Source organism: Streptomyces sp. AA4 (assembly GCF_000158875.1).
Lineage (GTDB): Bacteria > Actinomycetota > Actinomycetes > Mycobacteriales > Pseudonocardiaceae > Amycolatopsis.
In genome coordinates this window covers 42,648-60,585 of the sequence record NZ_GG657748.1, presented here as the reverse complement: position 1 = coordinate 60,585, position 17,938 = coordinate 42,648, and the positions used below count along the sequence as shown (strand labels likewise).

11 protein-coding genes and 2 pseudogenes are annotated in these 17,938 nt (G+C 68.1%); 7 read left to right on the top strand and 6 right to left on the bottom strand.

Annotation, left to right across the window (positions count from 1 at the left end; all coding sequences use genetic code 11):
• Positions 1-933: 933 nt before the first annotated feature.
• Positions 934-1,216, bottom strand: a pseudogene (locus SSMG_RS44145) (transposase); the annotation flags it as partial.
• A 343-nt stretch (positions 1,217-1,559) separates the two neighbouring features.
• On the opposite strand from SSMG_RS44145, the gene SSMG_RS44140 reads away from it, so the two are divergent.
• Both SSMG_RS44140 and SSMG_RS46560 read left to right on the top strand, forming a co-directional pair.
• Positions 1,560-2,471 (top strand): ParA family protein, encoded by a 912-nt coding sequence (locus SSMG_RS44140; RefSeq protein ID WP_009086119.1) that lies wholly within the window; start codon positions 1,560-1,562, stop codon positions 2,469-2,471.
• Positions 2,468-3,304 (top strand): hypothetical protein, encoded by an 837-nt coding sequence (locus SSMG_RS46560; protein WP_009086117.1) that lies wholly within the window; start codon positions 2,468-2,470, stop codon positions 3,302-3,304. The genes SSMG_RS44140 and SSMG_RS46560 overlap by 4 nt, the downstream gene beginning before the upstream one ends.
• A gap of 481 nt (positions 3,305-3,785) precedes the next feature.
• Here SSMG_RS46560 and SSMG_RS40545 read toward each other — a convergent pair whose 3' ends face one another.
• A complete protein-coding gene (locus tag SSMG_RS40545) occupies positions 3,786-4,286 on the bottom strand; it encodes a hypothetical protein (protein ID WP_009086116.1) in 501 nt (166 codons plus the stop codon).
• Positions 4,287-4,527: 241 nt separating this feature from the next.
• On the opposite strand from SSMG_RS40545, the pseudogene SSMG_RS40540 reads away from it, so the two are divergent.
• Positions 4,528-5,734, top strand: a pseudogene (locus tag SSMG_RS40540) (IS110 family transposase).
• Here SSMG_RS40540 and SSMG_RS40535 read toward each other — a convergent pair.
• Complete coding sequence (locus tag SSMG_RS40535) at positions 5,692-7,062, bottom strand: hypothetical protein (protein ID WP_199786462.1); 1,371 nt, start codon at positions 7,060-7,062, stop codon at positions 5,692-5,694. The pseudogene SSMG_RS40540 and the gene SSMG_RS40535 overlap by 43 nt on opposite strands.
• A 119-nt stretch (positions 7,063-7,181) precedes the next feature.
• Positions 7,182-7,946: a TnsA-like heteromeric transposase endonuclease subunit gene (locus SSMG_RS40530; RefSeq protein ID WP_009086111.1), complete on the bottom strand. Its 765-nt coding sequence runs from the start codon at positions 7,944-7,946 to the stop codon at positions 7,182-7,184.
• A gap of 807 nt (positions 7,947-8,753) precedes the next feature.
• Here SSMG_RS40530 and SSMG_RS40525 point away from each other — a divergent pair.
• On the top strand, positions 8,754-9,731 hold the full coding sequence (locus tag SSMG_RS40525; RefSeq protein ID WP_100267202.1) for a replication protein RepA: 978 nt from the start codon (positions 8,754-8,756) through the stop codon (positions 9,729-9,731).
• A 290-nt stretch (positions 9,732-10,021) separates the two neighbouring features.
• On the opposite strand, the gene SSMG_RS40520 is transcribed toward SSMG_RS40525, so the two are convergent.
• Positions 10,022-12,040: a hypothetical protein gene (locus tag SSMG_RS40520; protein WP_009086106.1), complete on the bottom strand. Its 2,019-nt coding sequence runs from the start codon at positions 12,038-12,040 to the stop codon at positions 10,022-10,024.
• Positions 12,041-12,475: 435 nt separating this feature from the next.
• The gene (locus SSMG_RS45805) at positions 12,476-13,555 is read right to left on the bottom strand and encodes a hypothetical protein (protein ID WP_009086104.1); all 1,080 of its coding nucleotides are present in this window, start codon (positions 13,553-13,555) and stop codon (positions 12,476-12,478) included.
• A gap of 529 nt (positions 13,556-14,084) precedes the next feature.
• On the opposite strand from SSMG_RS45805, the gene SSMG_RS40510 reads away from it, so the two are divergent.
• The 3 genes from SSMG_RS40510 to SSMG_RS40500 all read left to right on the top strand — a co-directional run bounded on the left by SSMG_RS40510 (position 14,085) and on the right by SSMG_RS40500 (position 17,929).
• Positions 14,085-14,774, top strand: a complete 690-nt coding sequence (locus SSMG_RS40510; protein WP_009086103.1) for a hypothetical protein — start codon at positions 14,085-14,087, stop codon at positions 14,772-14,774.
• Between the two features lie 490 nt (positions 14,775-15,264).
• Complete coding sequence (locus SSMG_RS45800) at positions 15,265-15,675, top strand: hypothetical protein (RefSeq protein ID WP_158688144.1); 411 nt, start codon at positions 15,265-15,267, stop codon at positions 15,673-15,675.
• Positions 15,676-16,039: 364 nt separating this feature from the next.
• Positions 16,040-17,929: a protease pro-enzyme activation domain-containing protein gene (locus SSMG_RS40500; protein ID WP_050788543.1), complete on the top strand. Its 1,890-nt coding sequence runs from the start codon at positions 16,040-16,042 to the stop codon at positions 17,927-17,929.
• Positions 17,930-17,938 lie beyond the last annotated feature (9 nt).

The window sequence follows — 17,938 nt, the reverse complement described above, 5'->3', positions numbered from 1 at the left end:
GCGCCAGGGAGAATCGTATTCTGCGGCATCGACGGGGGAGCGAGAGCGAATGACACGAACACCACCCTTGTCGAGGCCGAAGATCAAAGCCGCCGAGCAGCAGCCCGCAATCGCCAGGCTCCGCCGACGGTTTCGTCGAACTGATGGTACCCATTGTTAGGGCTCCCCCGATGCAAGCGCCGACAGGCATGAGGATGGCGGTACCGTTTTTCGTGGTTCCTGATCGAGGCGCTGTGGTCTCCCCAGGTTCGGCACGACTCGAAGTGGCGACCTCGGGAAGTGACATCACCGGGGCCTGGTGGCCATCGACCTGCCGCTGACGAGGGGCACGCCGTGCGTGCACAGGTCAAGTCTCCTCGTGACGTGAGTGCCAGCGCTCGATGCTTCGATCCGAACGACCGGTGACCAAGCGCGGTATCGGTGTTCTTCTGTGGGCATGGGACGTGGGCAAGAGCAAGTATCACACCGTGGCGCTTAGCCCCCAGGACGGAAGCAGTTGGGCCCCCAACCGAACCGCCGCCCAACAGCGAACCGAACGCCCCTGCTCGACAAGCTCGCCGCCCACGGACTGCGCGCGACCGCGACCAGAACCGCCCCCGATCGTCGCGGAGCAGGTCGACAGTTACCCACAGCGCGCGTTGCCGGGGGGTGCCGTGGGGGCTTATTTGCCCGGGCGTGGGGCCCCCGTATAGGCCGATCTCTCTGTGGGGCCCCCGGCCGCGCGAAGGTCGACGACCGCGGCGCGTTCGTCATCGCCGACGCCGCAGGTGCTTCCCCTGCACTAGGTCGTCCTCGGCGACGGCGCCCTGGGCCGAACTGGATGCGCTGGTTCAGGTTCGACCGCCATCTTGCCCCCCCGAGGCTGCTATGTCGTGTCAAGCCGCGATGGTGCGGGGTCTGCGATTCGCGGACGGGGCTTTCGGGTGTGGTTCGCTCGAGGAGTTTGAAGATTGTGCGGGCGAGGGCGCGTTTGATGCATCGTTGCGCATCGCGGGACGTCTTGCCCTCGGCTGCGCGTTTGGCAATGTAGGCCTTGGTTGCGGGGTCGACGCGCATGCGGATCATCGTGATCGTGTGCAGTGCCCGGTTGAGCTGTCGGTCTCCGCCGCGATTGAGGCGGTGCCGGTGGGTCATCCCGGACGAGGCCGGGATCGGCGCAAGCACCCGCGAAGGCTGCGAACGCGGCTTCAGAGCGGAACCGGCCCGAGTGAGACCAGGGGCAGGCGGCGGGGTTGAGACTAATCACCCCTAGAGTTTCGTCACGTGACACTGAACTTCGCTACCAGCAGGTACGCCCGCACTAGGTGCCATACCAGCTACTTGTGTCACAGTGACAAAACTGGCCGCAACGCCTCTACCTGCATTTTCTAAAAGCCTGAAACCATAAAACTCTGAAAAGGCGTGGCCGTACGTTGCTGGCCTAGATGACGTCAGGTCGACACGCTGGGCGGCTGTTGCGAGCCCCGACTGCGGGATGCAGTACGGTGCTCCATGCGTCACGTGGTGCGCGCCAGCGCGCACCACTCACAGACAGACTTCAACCGCACAGGAGTCCGCAGATGACCCAGCTAGACCCACCGGAGGATGGTCCGCGAGGGGTTGCTACCACGGCTCTCTCCGGTAAGGGCGGCCCTGGAAAATCTTTTCTCACACACCACCTTGCCAGTGAGGCTTCCTCGCAAGGTAAGTCAGTCCTGATGATGGACGCAGATCCCGAAGCCAACTTGACCGCGCGCTTCGTGGAAAACAACCCAGGACTCAAAGACGCTCCTGGCTTGGCTGATGTACTCATTGCAGCTGGAATTCTAAACGGAGATGACCAATTCGACTACGAAGCAGGAGCAGAAAAACTCCGTGAGGTAATCCAGTCTATCGATTGGCCCGGGGTTAAGTTCATACCTGCAGGAAAACAACTTCTAGCTATCAGCCAGGTAACCTTGAATGGCCAGAACTGGCAGTGGCTCATTAGGGAGATTTTTGAAGAAGCTGGCTTGTACGATGAGTTCGATCTTTTAGCACTTGACACCGCCGGGCGACGAGCTGCACTCGTAACGATGGTAATGTACGCATGCGATGTGGCCTTTTCCCCCATCGGAAACACTGCTGACTCCGTTCTTAAGGCGAAGCAAGCCAAGGATCGCGTCTTAGCGATTCAGGGCGTTCATCCCTTGAAGTGGGTGGGCGTCGTGGTCACTGGACTGGACATGCGGGCTGCCGCAAACGTGGACATCCGGGCACAAGCCTTCGAAGAGTTCGGCCTGCTCGACAACGAAGGCAACATTGTAGGACAAGGCGAAGTAGTGCTCGAAATTCCATATCGACCGGCGACTGTTCATGAGGCATACAACAACGGTAAGCGCCTCGAAGAATACAAGGGTCAAGGCGCGCAAGATATGTCGAAGCTTTTTAGAGACTTTCTAAAAGAACACATCTTTGGATCTCGCTCGCAGGTCAGGGAGGTAGAAGCGTGAGCCCGGCAGAGTCTAAAGCGGAGAGGATCAGGCGCGAGCGTCGTGAGCGACGGGGGCAGCCCGCAATTGATCCCGACGCTGATTCAACAATTCTGCCTACTGCACCAAAGCCCGCACACTCCGCTGAGCCCAAGCCCGAGCCCAAGCCGGAACCCAAGCCCGAGCCCAAGCCCGAGCCCAAGCCCGAGCCCAAGCCCGAGCCCAAGCCCGAGCCCAAGCCCGAGCCCAAGCCCGAGCCCAAGCCCGAGCCCAAGCCCGAGCCCAAGCCCGAGCCCAAGCCCGAGCCCAAGCCGGAACCCAAGCCCGAGCCCGCAGAGCAGACGGGCGAACGAGCAGAGAATGTCAACAGCGTTCCCCTGAATCCGTCCTGGGCTCCCACTGCGTTGATCGAGTCTTACAGGGCTGCGCACACGTTCACTGGTACCGAATGGGTCCCAGCGTCGGTCAGTCTTGAGAAGGATGTTAAGAGGCGACTCGAGCGGCGACGAAGCCGCGACTACAAGAAGTATCGGCTCAAGATCGCCGAGACGCACTACATCAACGCTGCATTCAAATCACGGCCGAAATCGCTCGACCAGTTGATCGACCTGACTCGGGAGTACCTGGAGGGACGAGGGCTTCATCCCTACGTGGGCAGGGGCACGACGACGCGCGTTGAGCCTGCGGTGGAGGCTGACATGGAAGATCTCGAAGTAGATCTCCGAGATCATGCTGGCTTCGGAATGTTCGGCAAAGTACAAAGCGCCCTCGTCGCTAGATTGCTTGATGCGCTCGACCAGAGCGACATTACCGATGGCGCACTGGATCTGGATGCTCTTAGTGCCCGCACGTAGCTCAGCACCTAGTCAATGGAGGCGGGCCATCGTGGGCCTCACACTTGATTGATCGGGTAGACCAGACCCATTGCCGTGACGAACGGGGAGAGGAGAGGGTTCGTCACGGCAATGGGCCGCTGGGAGGGATCCCGAATCAGCAGCGCTCTCACCTCATCTGCGGACGTGGAGGGATTCCCCAGCAAGGACGCAGCGCGCGTTTGCCCGTCCCCGACGAACTAGCAGCCCCCATCGTGTCCATCTACAGCAGGGAAACTTGATTGCACTGTCATGCAGCGGGGTCGGCTCGGCCCCGCAATGACACCCGCAAGTTCGCAGACAGGACAGCGGCGAGTTGCCTCGGCCCGATCGGCGTTGGTGGACGGAATAGCCGCTACCTGGGCAAGAAGCTAGCCTCGTTTGGTCGCCGCTCGGTCAAGCTGCTTGATGCGAGTCAGCAACTCAGGCGACTCAGGATCGGCGGCCCCTTCGATCATGACCATCAGCGTGTAGGACTCCACGTCGAGCCGACACCGGGTGGATTGAACTCGTCGACGCCGATCTTGACAGCTACCGTGGCCAGAATACCGACGAACCAGTCAGGCCAGTCGAGAACTTCCCAAAAAGCACGCACGAAGATCCTAGCCAGGTTGCTCGTCAACTCGGCGTCCGCCTGCTCGCGAACGACCATGTCAACCCAGTCGGGGTGGCGAAGTCCGCAGAGCGCCAAGTCACCTCCCAACTGGGTGGACGGCGCAATTCGCTTGGGCTGATCAGCGGGAAATAGCAGTTGGTAAATGAAGTCACGCTGCCACCCGACGTCGAATTCCAGCGAGGCATCATCCGTAACCCACGTTGACAGCAGTACCTCGAACCCTCCGAGCTCTTGTGCTGCCAGCGCAACCGCTCTGGCGATCCAACCTGAAAAATCGTAGGTCGTTTCCCAACTCAAGAGGAGCAGCGAATATGTCTCAACGTCGAGCAGCGGTTCTTCTGAGGCCATTGGGACCCCCCCCGTTACCGTTTTCGTAGTTCCTGATCAAGGAGCTGTGGTCGCCAGGTCCGGCATGACTGTGTCCCCCAGTCGAAGTGATGATCCGGGGGGTGGTGTCACCGGGCCTGGTGGCATCGACCGACCGCTGATAAGGACACGGCCGCCGCTGGGCAGGTCTCCTCGTAACGTGGGTGCCGGCGCTCGATGCTCGACCGGGCGACCACCCGCACCACGGCGAAGGGCATGGTGGATGACCAGCGATATCAGGGTTTTTCTGGGCTTGGACGTGGGCAAGGGTGACCATCACGCGGTGGGGCTGGACCCGGACGGCAAGCGGCTGCACGACGCTCCGCTGCCCAACAGCGAACCGAAACTGCGGGCGTTGTTCGACAAACTCGCCGGCCACGGGCGGCTGCTGGTCGTGGTCGACCAGCCCGCCACCATCGGAGCCCTGCCGGTCGCGATCGCCCGCGCAGCCGGGCACCAGGTGGCCTACCTGCCCGGCCTGGCGATGCGCCGCATCGCCGATCTCTACCCCGGCCGGGCGAAAACCGACGCCCGCGACGCGTTCGCCCGTCGCCGACGCCGCCCGCTCGCTCCCGCACACCCTGCGCCAGGTCGACCTCGGCGACGACGCCCTGGCCGAACTCGACGTGCTGGTCGGGTTCGACGACGACCTCGCCGCCGAAGCGACCCGTCTGTCCAACCGCGTCCGCGGCCTGCTCACCGGCATCCACCCCGCACTCGAACGCGCCATCGGCCCGAAAATCGCTCACCCGGCGGTGCTGGAGATCCTCTCCCGCTGCGGCGGGCCTGCCGGAATCCGCAAAGCCGGACGCCGCAAACTCACCGCGATCGCCGTCGCGCACGCGCCCCGCATGGGCGACAAACTCGTCGCGGCGATCATGGCCGCGCTGGACGAGCAGACCGTCACCGTCCCCGGCACCACAGCCGCCGACACCGTCCTGCCCCGGCTCGCCGACAGCCTGAAAACCGTGCTCCAGCAACGCAAAGCCGTCGCCGGACAAGTCGAGGGGATACTCGATGCGCACCCTCTTGCCGGGGTCCTGACGTCGATGCCCGGCATCGGAGTCAGGACCAGCGCGCGCATCCTGCTCGAGATCGGCGACGCCTCCGGGTTCGCGTCCTCGGCGCATCTCGCGGCCTACGCCGGGATCGCCCCGGTCACCCGAGCTTCCGGCACCAGCATCAAAGGCGAGCACCCCGCCCGCACCGGCAACCGCAAACTCAAACGCGCGTTCTTCCTCGCCGCCTTCGCCGCCCTGTCCGACCCCACCAGCAGGCACTACTACGACAAAAAGAGAGCTGAGGGCAAGAAACACAACGCCGCCCTCATCTGCCTGGCCCGACGACGCTGCGACGTCCTCTACGCCATGCTCCGCAACAACACCCACTACCGACACCCCGAACCCGCGAGCGCCCCTGCAGCGGCTTGACAACCACATAAGGACACCCCCCAGCCCAGCAGGCCGCAAGCCGCGCGGGTGGCGTCGAACGCCGCTTGGTCCCGCGGCTTGGTTCGGTCCGCCGACCAGCAGTCGATCACCCGCGCGGACCCCGTCGGCGAGCCGGGACCCGCACGATCTGCACGGCGGTGCTGCGCCCGGACGAGGTGACCGCGTGACCACTGCACCGCCGCTCGAACCTCAGGCTGGCGGTTCACCGCGGCGGTTCGTGTGCGGGCCACGATCCGCGCGCCGATCTTGTCCGGGCCGTGCTCGGCGCGTGTGAGCAAAGCGTCCAGCGCGCGGGCGATCTCGGTTTTCGGTGGCGTCGCGGCCGGATTCGGTGACCATGCGGCGGGCGTGGCGCCAGGTGAAGTCGGCCGCGCAGCGGCTTCGCGCATCCGTGTGTCGATCGTGAGCAGCCGCTCGTGCGGGATGCGAGAGGCTGACATGCGTAGCGCGTCGGCCCAGCCGGGGCGCATCGGCTCGGGAACGAGCATTTTCGCCAGCAGCAGCGAGGCGTCGACCGCCTTGGTGCCGACGGGTCGCAGCACTGCGGCGCAGATCGTGCGGGTCGCGACGTCGACCGCGATCGTGAGGTCGGCGCGGACCGGGACGCCGTCGGCGGCCAGGACCATGACGTCGATCGGGGTGGAGTCGATCTGGACCTGCTCGCCTGGCCTCGCAGCGGCCGTCGCGGTGAATGCCCCGGTCGGCCGGTTCGCCGTCTGACGACGGGTGACCGCCGATCCGAAGGTGTGTCGGCCGACCGCTAGCCGGTCGATCAGTGCGTAGAACGCCGTCTTGCCCGGTAAGGGGACTGTTCCGGGCCCGTGGCGTTGCTCCAGCATTTTCTCTGCCCGGCGCATCAGTCTCGATCGTGTGCCGGTCGACGCGTCGGTCTCCGCCGCGATCAGTTCACGCAGCACATCGAGCAGGCGAGCGTCGGCCTGCCCAGCGACATCGAACGTCCGCGCAGCACGCTGATCGACCAGTCCCCACAACCCTTGCGCGTTGTAGTTGCCCCGTTTGCGTTCGATGCTGCGGAAGCCGACGCCCAGTTCCGCGGCCTTGGTCCGCTGCCGTTCGGCCAGTGTGGTGGACCGCGGGTCGTAACCGAGGCGCGGCATGGTGCCCGGCGCTGCGTCGTGCGGCAACCCGGTCTCGACTTCGACGAGGTGGTTGCGCCAACGTTCAGCGTCGGCGACGACGTCTGCGGGCAAGGACTCCATAAGTCCGAACGGCTCGACCCGCGGCAAGGCCCTGCCGTCGAGGACTGCGAAGTCCGCAGCGGCCATTAGATGCCCGGCCAGTACCACCTGCTCGCCGCCAGCGTCGGTGCGCAGCCGGACCGACGTGCCCGCCAGCCCGACCACCATGTGCTCGTCGCCGTCGAAGCCGATGCGATCACCGAGGTGAAGCACTGGCCGAGCGTCCGTCATGCGCTCACCTGCCTGGTAGCCGCGGTGGTGACCACCGCATCCGGGGTCAGCTCTCGGGTCAGGTCGGTGTGCAATTGCTGGCACCAGAGCAAGTGGAAAAGCACCGGCAGCACGGAGATCGGGTCGCCGACGGCCTGTGCTCCGTCCATAAGCCCCAGTGGCTTGCCGAACGCCGCGCGCAGCGCAGGCGCGATCTCTGGCAAGTCGTAGCGCGGATGGCGGTAGCCGGCCAGCCACCGGACGTTGGCCAGCAGCGTTCCGGGCGGCGAGCCGACCACGTCGTAGGCCCACCCCATCAACGAGCAGGCGGCGCGGGTTTCGTCGAAAGCGGCCTGGTCACGCGGTTTGATCCGGTCAGCCGGACGAACGTCCAGAACCTTGGCTGACCCGTCGGCCATGCGGGCAAAGTAATCTGGGGCGTGCGAGCGAGGTTTGCCCTGGGCGGTGGTCCAGAACAGCCAGAACGGCTGGGACGCGATCCCCACGACGTCGGCGTCAAAGTCGAGCATGACGAGCGTGTCGCGCTCGACCCAGGACTCGTAACCGACCAGCGTGCCTGTCGTCGCGGTCCACCAGCGACCGTTGTAGTGACGTTGGCCTTTGTATGAAGGGAAATCACGCACCGGCAGGCAGGACTCAAACGGGACGGACCAAGCCTTGGTCAGCGCAAGACGCTGCTCGCCCTCATCGTCGGCGAACGCGACCTCGAACCGCTCGTCGGCAACCAGGGCACCACCAGACACAAGATCCAGCTTCGGCACCGCGGCATCTTCCCGGCCAAGCACCATGCCGTTTGCACCGACCCCCGCCAACTACCCCGAACTCCGCCACCACCCCGCCAACTACCTCCGGAACCCGCCACCTTCGAGCGGACAGGACACAGATCCACATCTCGGATGCGACTGCTACTAGAAGATCTTTTTACAAGAGGACTAATAGGGGCCCGGGAGCATGCGCTCTGACCTGCGTCGATGGCGAGACCGTTCCCCCTCTTATGCGGTTGGTTCCCCCTCCTATGTCAACCGACCTGGGAGAACACCGATCGGTAAGTCCCCCTCTTATGTGTGGAGCATCGTGATCGCGGGCCGGTTGTTCACACTTCAAGGCCGCGTTCCCCCTCTTATGTCGGGATAAGACCGAACGAAGCGCCCGACGTCGGCGACTTGGCGACGGGTCCGGGCGCAAATTCCCCCTCTTATGTCGGGACAAGTCGTGGCACAAGGGTCAGCTAGTGCTCAAGATCGAGTGGTCGACACGTACCGTAGTTGAACATCACACTGCGCGAACGAGTCCTGGGCTGATCCGTCCCCCTCTTATGCCCTCCGGAAGGTGCTGCTCGCGCCGTTCCCCCTCTTATGTCGGGACGCCCGAGCAACGTCGATCTCCGCGTGCCGCCCGAGGTCACACGATTGAGATCCGATCTCCCAGGTCAGCATCGAATCTGATGCTGTTCCCCCTCTTATGTCAGGCATGCGGCGCGCCGCACGGGGGCTCTCGGTATGCGTGACCTGCGGAGTTCCTCGGCGTGCCGCAACCTTCCTCCGTCGCTCAACCCCTAGTCTGTGCGGATGCCAGCGGCCAAGGGGCGTCCCAAGAACGCATCCGTCGAGCGTGCGACCCAGATCGCCGAATTCCGGCAGAGCGGGGGTGGTAAGTCCCTCGTGTTCCAGGCCGCTCCGCTGACCTTGGCGTCGCTGCCGTACCGGCAACCGAAGGCCGGTACCGATGTATGGGTTCGACGTAACGGGGATTTCTGGCTTACCCTCCGCCCTGGGGTGAGCATGAAACCCAACGGCGAACACGGCAGCTACGGTTGGCCTTTTGGCGTGATACCGCGAGCGCTGCTGATGTGGGTTACAGCCGAAGCCCTGCGCACGCAGGACCCCAAGATCGAACTGGGTTCGTCGTTGTCCGACTTCGTGGTGAAGCTTCTGGGCCAACGGGCGACAAGCGGTCCCAACGGGACGCGTACCCGGGTGAAGGAGCAGGCGAACAGGCTCTTCAACGCCGACATCAGCTACCAGTGGATGGGCAACGGCGACCGGATTCAGGCCGGTGTCAACCTGAAAATCGCCAGGGCATGGCGGCTGGATCTCGGCGACGGCGAAATGGGGCAGGAGTCGCTGTTTCCGTCCTACGTCCAGCTCAGCGGCGACTTCTTCGAAGAGATCATCAAAAGCCCCGTGCCGCTGGATCTCGAAGCCGTCCGGCTGCTGGGGTCGGCCGCCGCGATGGACCTCTACGCCTTCATCACCTACAAGGCGTTCGTCCTCAACAAAACCGGAAAGTACTTCCTGCTCACCTGGGACGGGATGGGCGATCAGTTCGGCTACCAATTCCCGAAGACTTCCAAAGGACGGTACAAGCTGAAGGAAAAGGTTCTGCCTGCTTGGGAAAGCGTCCGCCGCGTCTACCCGGAAGCGAATGTCACCGTGACCAATGACGGCTTGCTGCTGGGACCAGGGCCGACGGCGGTACAACCGAGAAAGTCCCGCGGGCGACTGGGATCTGGCGCTACGGCCTGGACCGGGCTACCCGCGAACTGATTCCCGAGGACCACCCACCTGAGCAAATTCATCACCTTGACCGGGCCGTTCGGCGCGAGGGGGCACATCCGGCCGCCGTCGCGGACTGACGCTCGCCGCGCGTTTGTCCGCAGCGCCCCCCCTTGTCGCGCAAGGGGGGGCGCTGAACCCGCCGGGCCGGTCGCGCGGCGTCCTGGCAGCTCCGGTGCGCCGCCTTCGGTCCGGCCGACAGTCCCGTGGGGGAGACCCGCCCGTGCCCAGCTGCGCGACCGGAGCCGGCATCCGCGGCGAGCAGGCGGTCTGGTCTCGTTTCATGCGCTGAGGTGTTCCTGCCGGCCGCTCGGCTCGAGCGCGACGGCGCCCAGTTGGTCGACGAGGAGCTTCACGACGTCGTCGGTCGAGAGCCGCGACGCGGGGAGCAGGCCGTGGCGTTGCGCGGTCAGGCGGCGGGCTTCGGCGAAGTCGGCTCGTCTGCCTGTCCGGGGGAACGGTTCGCGGCGTCCGGATCCCCACAGCTGCAGGCTCCGTTCGCCCGCCGACGGCCGCCGCGCTCGTTTCGGCGCCCGCATCCACTGTTGTTCCTCCCGCCACCAGGCGTAGACGGCTCGGTCGACCGCCGTCCAGCGGGCTTGCTGCGCCCGGTGCCCGTGGGTTCCCAGGCGTTTCGCGGCCGCGGTCAGCTTCGCGACGTTCAGCACGGCCCGCCCCGCTCTGCTGCGTCGGAGGAGGCCGAGCGACGTCATCGTCGCCAGGTGTCGCCGACACGTCCCGACCGTATAACCGCATATACGGCTCAGCTCGAGAGCGTCTCGGGGTTCCAGGAGCGCGGCGGCGATGCGGGCGCAGTGGCGCCCCAAACCTCCGACGTTTCGAGGGGCGAAGGCATCCGCGGCGCGGACGCCGAGCGTCTTCGTGAGGCGGTGGCGGAGATCTTCCCGGACCCCTGACGGGGGGCGGGGTCCTTGTGTCCCACCCTGTTGCTGCTGTTCAGGGGCGGTCGCGGGGGGCAGCAGCTTCCAGGTGGCGGCGCGCGGTCCGTACGCGTCGATCGTGCGGAGGAGGAATCCGTCCTTGCTGAGGCGGTCGAAGGCGCGGGCGGCGGCGGACTTGCTGATGCCCGCCATCGCCGCGGTACGCCGGATGTCGAGGTCGACCTCGACGCTGCAGGCGTTCAGGGCGACGAGGCAGAGTGCGTCCAGGACGCCGCGGTCGGCGGGGCCGGAGGGGCGGGCCCATCGTGCGGGGTCGTCGTCGGCGGCGGACTGGACGGCGGCGACGAGGCTGGCGGTCTCCTCGCCGCGGTTGGCGTCGTCGGCGGCCGCGGCGGGGATGCGGGCGGCGTAGTCGACGCTGCGCCGCCATTGGCGCAGCAGGAGGTTCCGGGCCGCGGCGTCGCCGCGGGGGATGCGGGGTGCTCCGGAGCGCGGGTTCGCCCGGCTGCGGGCGTGTTCGAGCCCCGGTGCGTGATCGAGCAGCGCGTGCACCTCCGGCCACGACCAGCGCGCGAGCGCCAGTCCGACCAGGACGGAGGCGAGCAGCGCGTTGGCCTCGCCGTCGCGGGGGACGGTGTCGAGCGCCGCGCGGGTGCTCGGGGACGGTTCCCTGCGGAGCCCGGCCAGCGCCGGTGCGCCGCCGCGATCGACGACCTGGCGTGCGGCGGGAGAAGGGGCGGCGCGTTCGTCCGGTGTCGTAGTGGTCGCGAGCAGCTGCTCGGTGAGCCGCTCCACGACTCCCGGGTTCGCCGCAGTCAGTACCGCTGTCGCGGTGTCCGGGTCGGCGGGCTGCAGCAGCAGGGAGTGCCCGCCGCCGCGGTGCGGGGAGCCGGGCGCCCGCGCGGCACCGGTGCGCGGGTTGCACAGCATCCCGTGGTCGAGCGTCGGCAGCTCCCGGGCGAGCAGCTTCGCCAGGCGGCGCACGGCCAGCGCGGCGGCGCCGTCCGGGCCGAGCGAGAGCCACACGTGGCGGCCGCCGCCGGGGCCGGACGCGGCGACCGCGTAGCGCGCGCCGACGGTGTCGAGCAGGTCGGCCAGTCGGACGAGATCGGCTGCCACGTCTCCGCGCGCGGCGTCGAGGTCGAAGCACAGCAAGCGGAACTGGCCGCTGTCGTCGGCGAGGTAGAGAGCGTGCGGGCCGGGCGGCGGCGCGTCGGGCCAGGGCTGGTGGTCGTACTGGTGCAGCCACGTCGAGGCAGCGTCGTCCCAGGTGTCGGTGCGCAGCCCGGCGCGCGGGGTGATCGCGGCCGCGAGCCGCCAGTGCGCGGCGGCGTCGATCCGGGGCGTCCGCGCCGGCCGCGGATGACGGCCGGCGGGTTCGGCGGGGGAGGCGGTCATCGCGCGACCGCCCGGTTCGCGGCACGCCGACGGGCGCTCGGGCGGGAGCGGAATCGCTCACGACGCGCGGGCGACACCGGCGCGGGCCGACGCCGAACGGCGTCGCACAACCGCGGAGACAGTGCGGCCGGACCCGACGTCGACATGCGGGACGTGGCGGTGATCTGCCCAACACAGACCGGCTGGCCTGGGGAAACAGGCAGCGTGAAGAAGGCGCGCGGAGACACGAGAGCACGCGAGTGCTGGAAAATGCCTCCGGCACCAGGTACCGTAGGCACGACAAAGCCCTTCTTGCGAGGTCGGGCGAAAAAGTGTGGGCCCCTGGGTGGCACCAGGGGTGTGAGGTGCAACTAGCCGCATTGACTGCCAGGTCGGCGGACAGTTGCTACCAGGCTTCGAGGCGGCATCCCTATCGGGGAGGCCGCCTCGGCTCGTTTAGGACGCCATCTGTTCCTCCTCGGCCAGGCCGATCATGGATAGCAAGGCGAGTTCGAGCTTTTCCATGTCGTCTCTGGTCTTGACGGTGCCGAACGCGAACGCGTAGTCGGCGAGATCTCCCAGGCCCACGGCCTTGAGGCCTGCTTTCACGATGTGTTCGTAGGCCAGCGTGCCCGCCTCGCCGCGCTGCACGGCGGCGACCCTCATCGCCGCGTGCAGGCGGGCGTCGACGCTCGGACGCTCCATGCGGATGCTCAGCCCGAGCGGATGCTGTTTGGCCGTCCTCGGCGAAAGGCCGAGCCTGGCGAACAGGGCGCGTTCGAGCCTGGCCATGTCCTCTTTGGTCACAACGGGGCCGGACTCGAGTGCTTGCTTGGCGACGTTCCCCAGGCCCACGGCCTTGAGGCCTGCTTTCACGATGTGTTCGTAGGCCAGCGTGCCCGCCTCGCCGCGCTGCACGGCGGCGACCCTCATCGCCGCGTGCAGGCGCGCGTCGACGCTCGGACGCTCCATGCGGGTCTTCTGCCCGAATGGCCTCTGTTTGGCTCCGCCAGGCTTCGGCATGGCGGACACTTTTGTACATAAATGAGGCGCGATCAAGGACCGTGGCCTTTCACCGGCGTGTTGCGGCCTGACCACGGCGGCTCGCCCGTGTGGGGGACGTCGGCGCGGCCGTTCCGGGCAGGGGTCTGCGCCGTCGGGCCGTGCCCATGCCGGCTCGCGCCTGACCAGGCGGCCGACCCGGTAGAGCAGGTGCCAGATCTGCGCGCTGCCGGTCACGAGGAACGGGCGGATCGAGCGGGAGCACGCCACGAGTTCGCCGTAGCGGGCGAGGGCCGTCTGCGGGACGGAGCCGCCTTCCAGCCAGGCGGCGGCGAGGTCGGCGGCGGCGGCGAGCAGCTGCCGGTGCGTGCGGCACGCATGCTCCAGGAGCGCGGGGACCACTCGCGGATGGTCGCGAGGGGCCCAGCCGCGGCGGCGGAGGATGCGGGCTTCGCGCTCGACGGCGCGCAACGCGCTGCGCGTTGCCGATCGGCGGTCCCGCTCCTCGTGTGCACGGCCGCCGGGCTCACTCATCCCGGTCTCCGTCGTGCGCGGTTCGGCGTGCCCGGCGGCGGCGGTGCAGCTGCCGCGCGCCGCGGACGACGCAACCGATGCCGGCCGCGTACAGGACCCCGGCCGCGATCCACCCCCAGATCATTTCCCTCCCCCCTGTCCCGTTGGTGACGCTACGCGATCGCGGGCGGTTCGATCCAGCCCGTGCCGCCCCGTCGACGGGTCCTGCGAGGGCCGTCGGGAAAGCCTCGCGACCTGCGTCCGGGAGTTGATTGAATACCCGATTAACTATGGTTAAGCGCGCACTGTGACCGTCTTTCACTCTTTCGGCCTAACATACGGGGGTTTCTTCTCGTGATCGTGACGTTGGGTCATCATTGTGGTTAGCTGACGCCCAGCGGGGCGAGGACGGGTCGGGGGATCCGCTCCACCGCGGAGGACGCGTTCGAAGCCTGTTCCGGCTACCGGGAACCGGCGTCACGGAACGTGTTCGCCGTCGCTTCCCGGCCGGTCGCCGGGGCAGCTCCGCGGTCCCAAGGAGGGGGGATCCTTGAGCACGACCACAGGACCGGACGGGGCGCAACCGCCCGTAGGTCCCGGAGGAGGACCGCTGGTCTGGCTGCCCGAGCCGGGGGCCTGCGGGGGACGTCTCGATCCCGGCCAGGCCCTGGTTCCGGACGGTCTCGCGCAGCAGCTGGACTTCCACGTCCGCCCGTCGGTGTCGCCGTGGGCGATCTCGCCGGTGGCGCGCACCGTGTGCGAGCACGTCGACTACGAGTCCCTGCACCACGCCGAACCCGGCCTGTTCGAGCACCGCCAGCAGTACGGCGCGCCGGCGGTCCCGGAGCTGTGGGACGCCAAGCACCGGCTCGCCGCACTGGGCTACCACCTCTGTCTGGACGTCCAGATCGAGGAGTTCGACGGCGACCTGGCCCTCGTGGTCTACGGAGCCGGGGTCGTGGGCCGCCTCACCGACCGGGCGTGGGCCGCGGTCGCGGGCATCCTGACCACGAACTCCTCGTCCGTCGTCGAGCCGCCGCCCGACGCCGGGCGGCCCGTGCGTCCGGCTCGCCCGGCGACCTCGCGGGGCAAGAGGAAACTGCCGGCGCCGGTGACTCCGCTGGGCTGGCAGGTCGGCGACTGGGAGCACACGTGGTGGGAGTACCCGCTCGTCGGCCCGCCCGGCGACGCGCACCTGGTGCCCGTCGAATTCGGCCCGGGGGCCCGGTCGGCGGCATGAGCGCTCTTCCGTCAATTCGCGGGCGGAGGCTCTGCCCGCGACCGCGTTGCCTGGCAGCTCGTGCACGACAGTCCGGGACCGTCCGCATCGGACGCCCGGACGTCGGCTCGCGCGGCCGCGCGCCCGCGAATTGACGGTTCCCCGGGAAGCCCGACGTTCCCCGGGGGAATTCGGACCGGCTGCTGCCGCGACACCCTCGCGACCCGCACCTCAGGGGCCGCCCTCCCCAGTCGCGGCGACGAAGCAGCCGAACCGGTCTCGCCGTGTCCCGCCGGATGGGCATCCCGGGACGCGGCGAGACCGGCCCGCACCAGATCTTGCTGAGTTTTCTCCCGGGCTGGGGGTCCGGGAGAGAGACCGGCCGCGGGCGGCGACTGCGACCCCAGCGCAGCACGCGCCCGGCCGTGCCGGTTCCGCCGCGTCGCCCACGCGGACCCGACGCGGCGGAACCGGCTGCTTTGCCCGCAGGAGAAAGGCATTCCTTGTGAACGTGGCCCCACCTCGACTCCGCCGCGGCGCGGCGCTATGCGCGCTGGCCGCAGCCGCGGCCGCCCTCGGCGGCTGCGGTTCGTCCTCGTCCCCGGCGGGTCCGGGCGCCAGCCCCGTGTCGGTGCCGCCCCCGGACGCGCGCGGACCCGTGGTCGAAACCGTCGTCGAGGTCCGCTGGGCCGACCCTCGTCCCGGCTGCATGAGGATGGAGGCCCCGGCGCCGAGCGGGCGCACCCAGATCTTTCGTCTCACCGGTCCGCCCGCGCAGGTTCTGCGCGCGCAGGCCGAGCGCGGCGAGCGCCCTGTCCAGCAGCGGCTGCGGGTGCGCGGGTACGTCGACACCGCGCAGGACACCACCGCCTGCGGCTCCTACCGCGCATTCGTGCTCACGGAGGCTCTTCCCGTGCGCTGACCGCCATTCCGCAGACCGCCGATAAACCGGTTCGACACCCATCGGACCGGCTTTCGGCATACCCGGAAAAACGCCTTTCAGTTCAGGGAAAATGTAGTGCACAATTTCACGGGAAAGTGTTGACTGCACCTCGGCAGACTGCGAAGCTCTGCAACGAACAGCGCCATAAGGCCAGTTCAGACGGACCGGCAGGGGAGTTCGGTCCACACCGGGGGATGAGGGAAAGAGTTAGCAGGGGGATCGGCCGGCGGAAGAGAACTGTTTCCGCCGTCGTTTTTTCGCTTTCCTGAACCACTGCCGCTGTCGCTCATTCGCACCATCCGGTGCCGCCACGAATGCAACACGAGAACACGGGGGAAAACGTATGGCAGTGCGATCAGCCCGCATCGCGGGCGTGATGGCGGGGGCCGCGGTGCTCGCCGGGCTGGCGGCCGCGCCGGTCTCGGCGCAAGGGCTCGCCGGCCACCCGGGGGAGTCCGACCGCACCGCGGTCGCGGGCAGCCATCCGGCGTGGGCCGCGCCGCAGGCGAAAGTCGCCGACATCGACGGCGGCCAGCAGCGCGAAGTCCGGGTGGCACTCGGCCTGCGCGACCCGGCCGGAGCGCAGGCGCTGGCGAAGGCGGTCACCACACCGGGGTCCGCGCAGTACCGGAAGTTCATCAGCCCGCAGCAGTTCCTCGACCGGTTCGGCCCGGCCGCCGAGACCGTGCGCCAGGTCCAGGACTGGCTGCGCTCGCAGGGTCTGCAGGTCGGCGACGTGTCGGCGAACCGGCACTTCGTGACCGCGCGCGGGTCGGTCGACCAGCTGCAGAACGCCTTCGGCACCAGGCTCGCCGCCTACCGCAAGGGCGGCCTGACGCTGGCCGCTCCCGAGGGCGAGGTGACGCTGCCCCGCGCGGTGCGCCCCGCCGTGACGGCCGTGCTCGGGCTCGACGACGGCGACCGCGCCGTCACCGCGTCCCCGCACCGCAAGCCCGGCGCGGCGCCGACCGCGCCGAGCGCCGCCGCGTCCAGCCAGTACTGCTCGCGGTACTGGGGCGAGCAGAACAACGCCGACGTCCCGCAGAAATACCCCGCCGGGCGGCAGAGCAACCAGATCTGCGGCTACGGCGCCGGGCAGGTCCGCGCGATCTACGGGCTGACCGACGCCAACACCGGCGCCGGGCAGACCATCGCCGCCACCGGCGTCTATGCGTCCAAGACCCTCGTCGAGGACGTGACCCAGTGGGCGGCCGAAGCGGGCGGCACCCCGCCCGCGCCCGGCCAGTACACGACCGACGCCTCCGGCGGCCTGCCGGCCAACTGCCAGGGCGGCGACGGCGAAGAAGGCTGGAACCACGAAGAGACCATGGACGCCGAGGCGGTCAAGGCCACGGCCCCGGCCGCGAAGTTCATCTGGTACGCGTCCAAAGACTGCAGCGCATACGACGGGCTCAACCGCGCCGTCGCGGACAACAAGGCCGGGATCATCACCAACTCGTGGTCCTCGACCGCGCGGGACAACGAGATCTCCCAGGCCACCCGCGAGCAGTTCGAGGACATCGCGATCCAGGCCGCCGTGCAGGGCCAGGCGATCCTGTTCTCCTCCGGCGACGCGGGCGACGACTCGAACGGCACCCGCGAACCCGGCGTCAACTTCCCGGTCTCCTCGCCCTGGGTCACCTCGGTCGGCGGCACCACCGTCGCCCTGGGCCAGGACAACAAGGTCGCGTTCACCAGCGGCTGGGAATCGGCCGCCAACACCCTGTCCGGCGGCACGTGGGTCCCGAAGACCGGCGCGAGCGGCCGGTTCGTCGCCGGCGCGGGCGGCGGGGTCTCCGCGATCTACGACGCCCCGGACTGGCAGAAGGGCGTCGTGCCCTCCTCGGCGCAGGGCAAGCGCGCCATCCCCGACGTCTCCGCGATCTCCGACCCCTACACCGGCATGACCGTCGTCATGCGCGGCAAGAAGGGCCCGATGGGCGGGACCTCGCTCGGCTCGCCGATCATGGCCGGGATCTTCGCCGACGCCCAGCAGGCCCGCGGCGTCAGCCGCCTCGGCCACATGAACCCCGCCCTCTACAAGCTCAAGGCCGGGCTCACGGACGTGACCCCGCAGAAGGCCGGGATCTGGACCCGCGACGCCCAGGGCCGCGACGAGCTGATCGACGTCGACGACAAGCCCCAGTCGATCCAGTCCGCGCCAGGATTCGACTACGTCGCCGGTCTCGGCACCCCGAACGGCGACTTCGTGGCGAATTTCGCCAAGAAGTAGCCGCGCCGC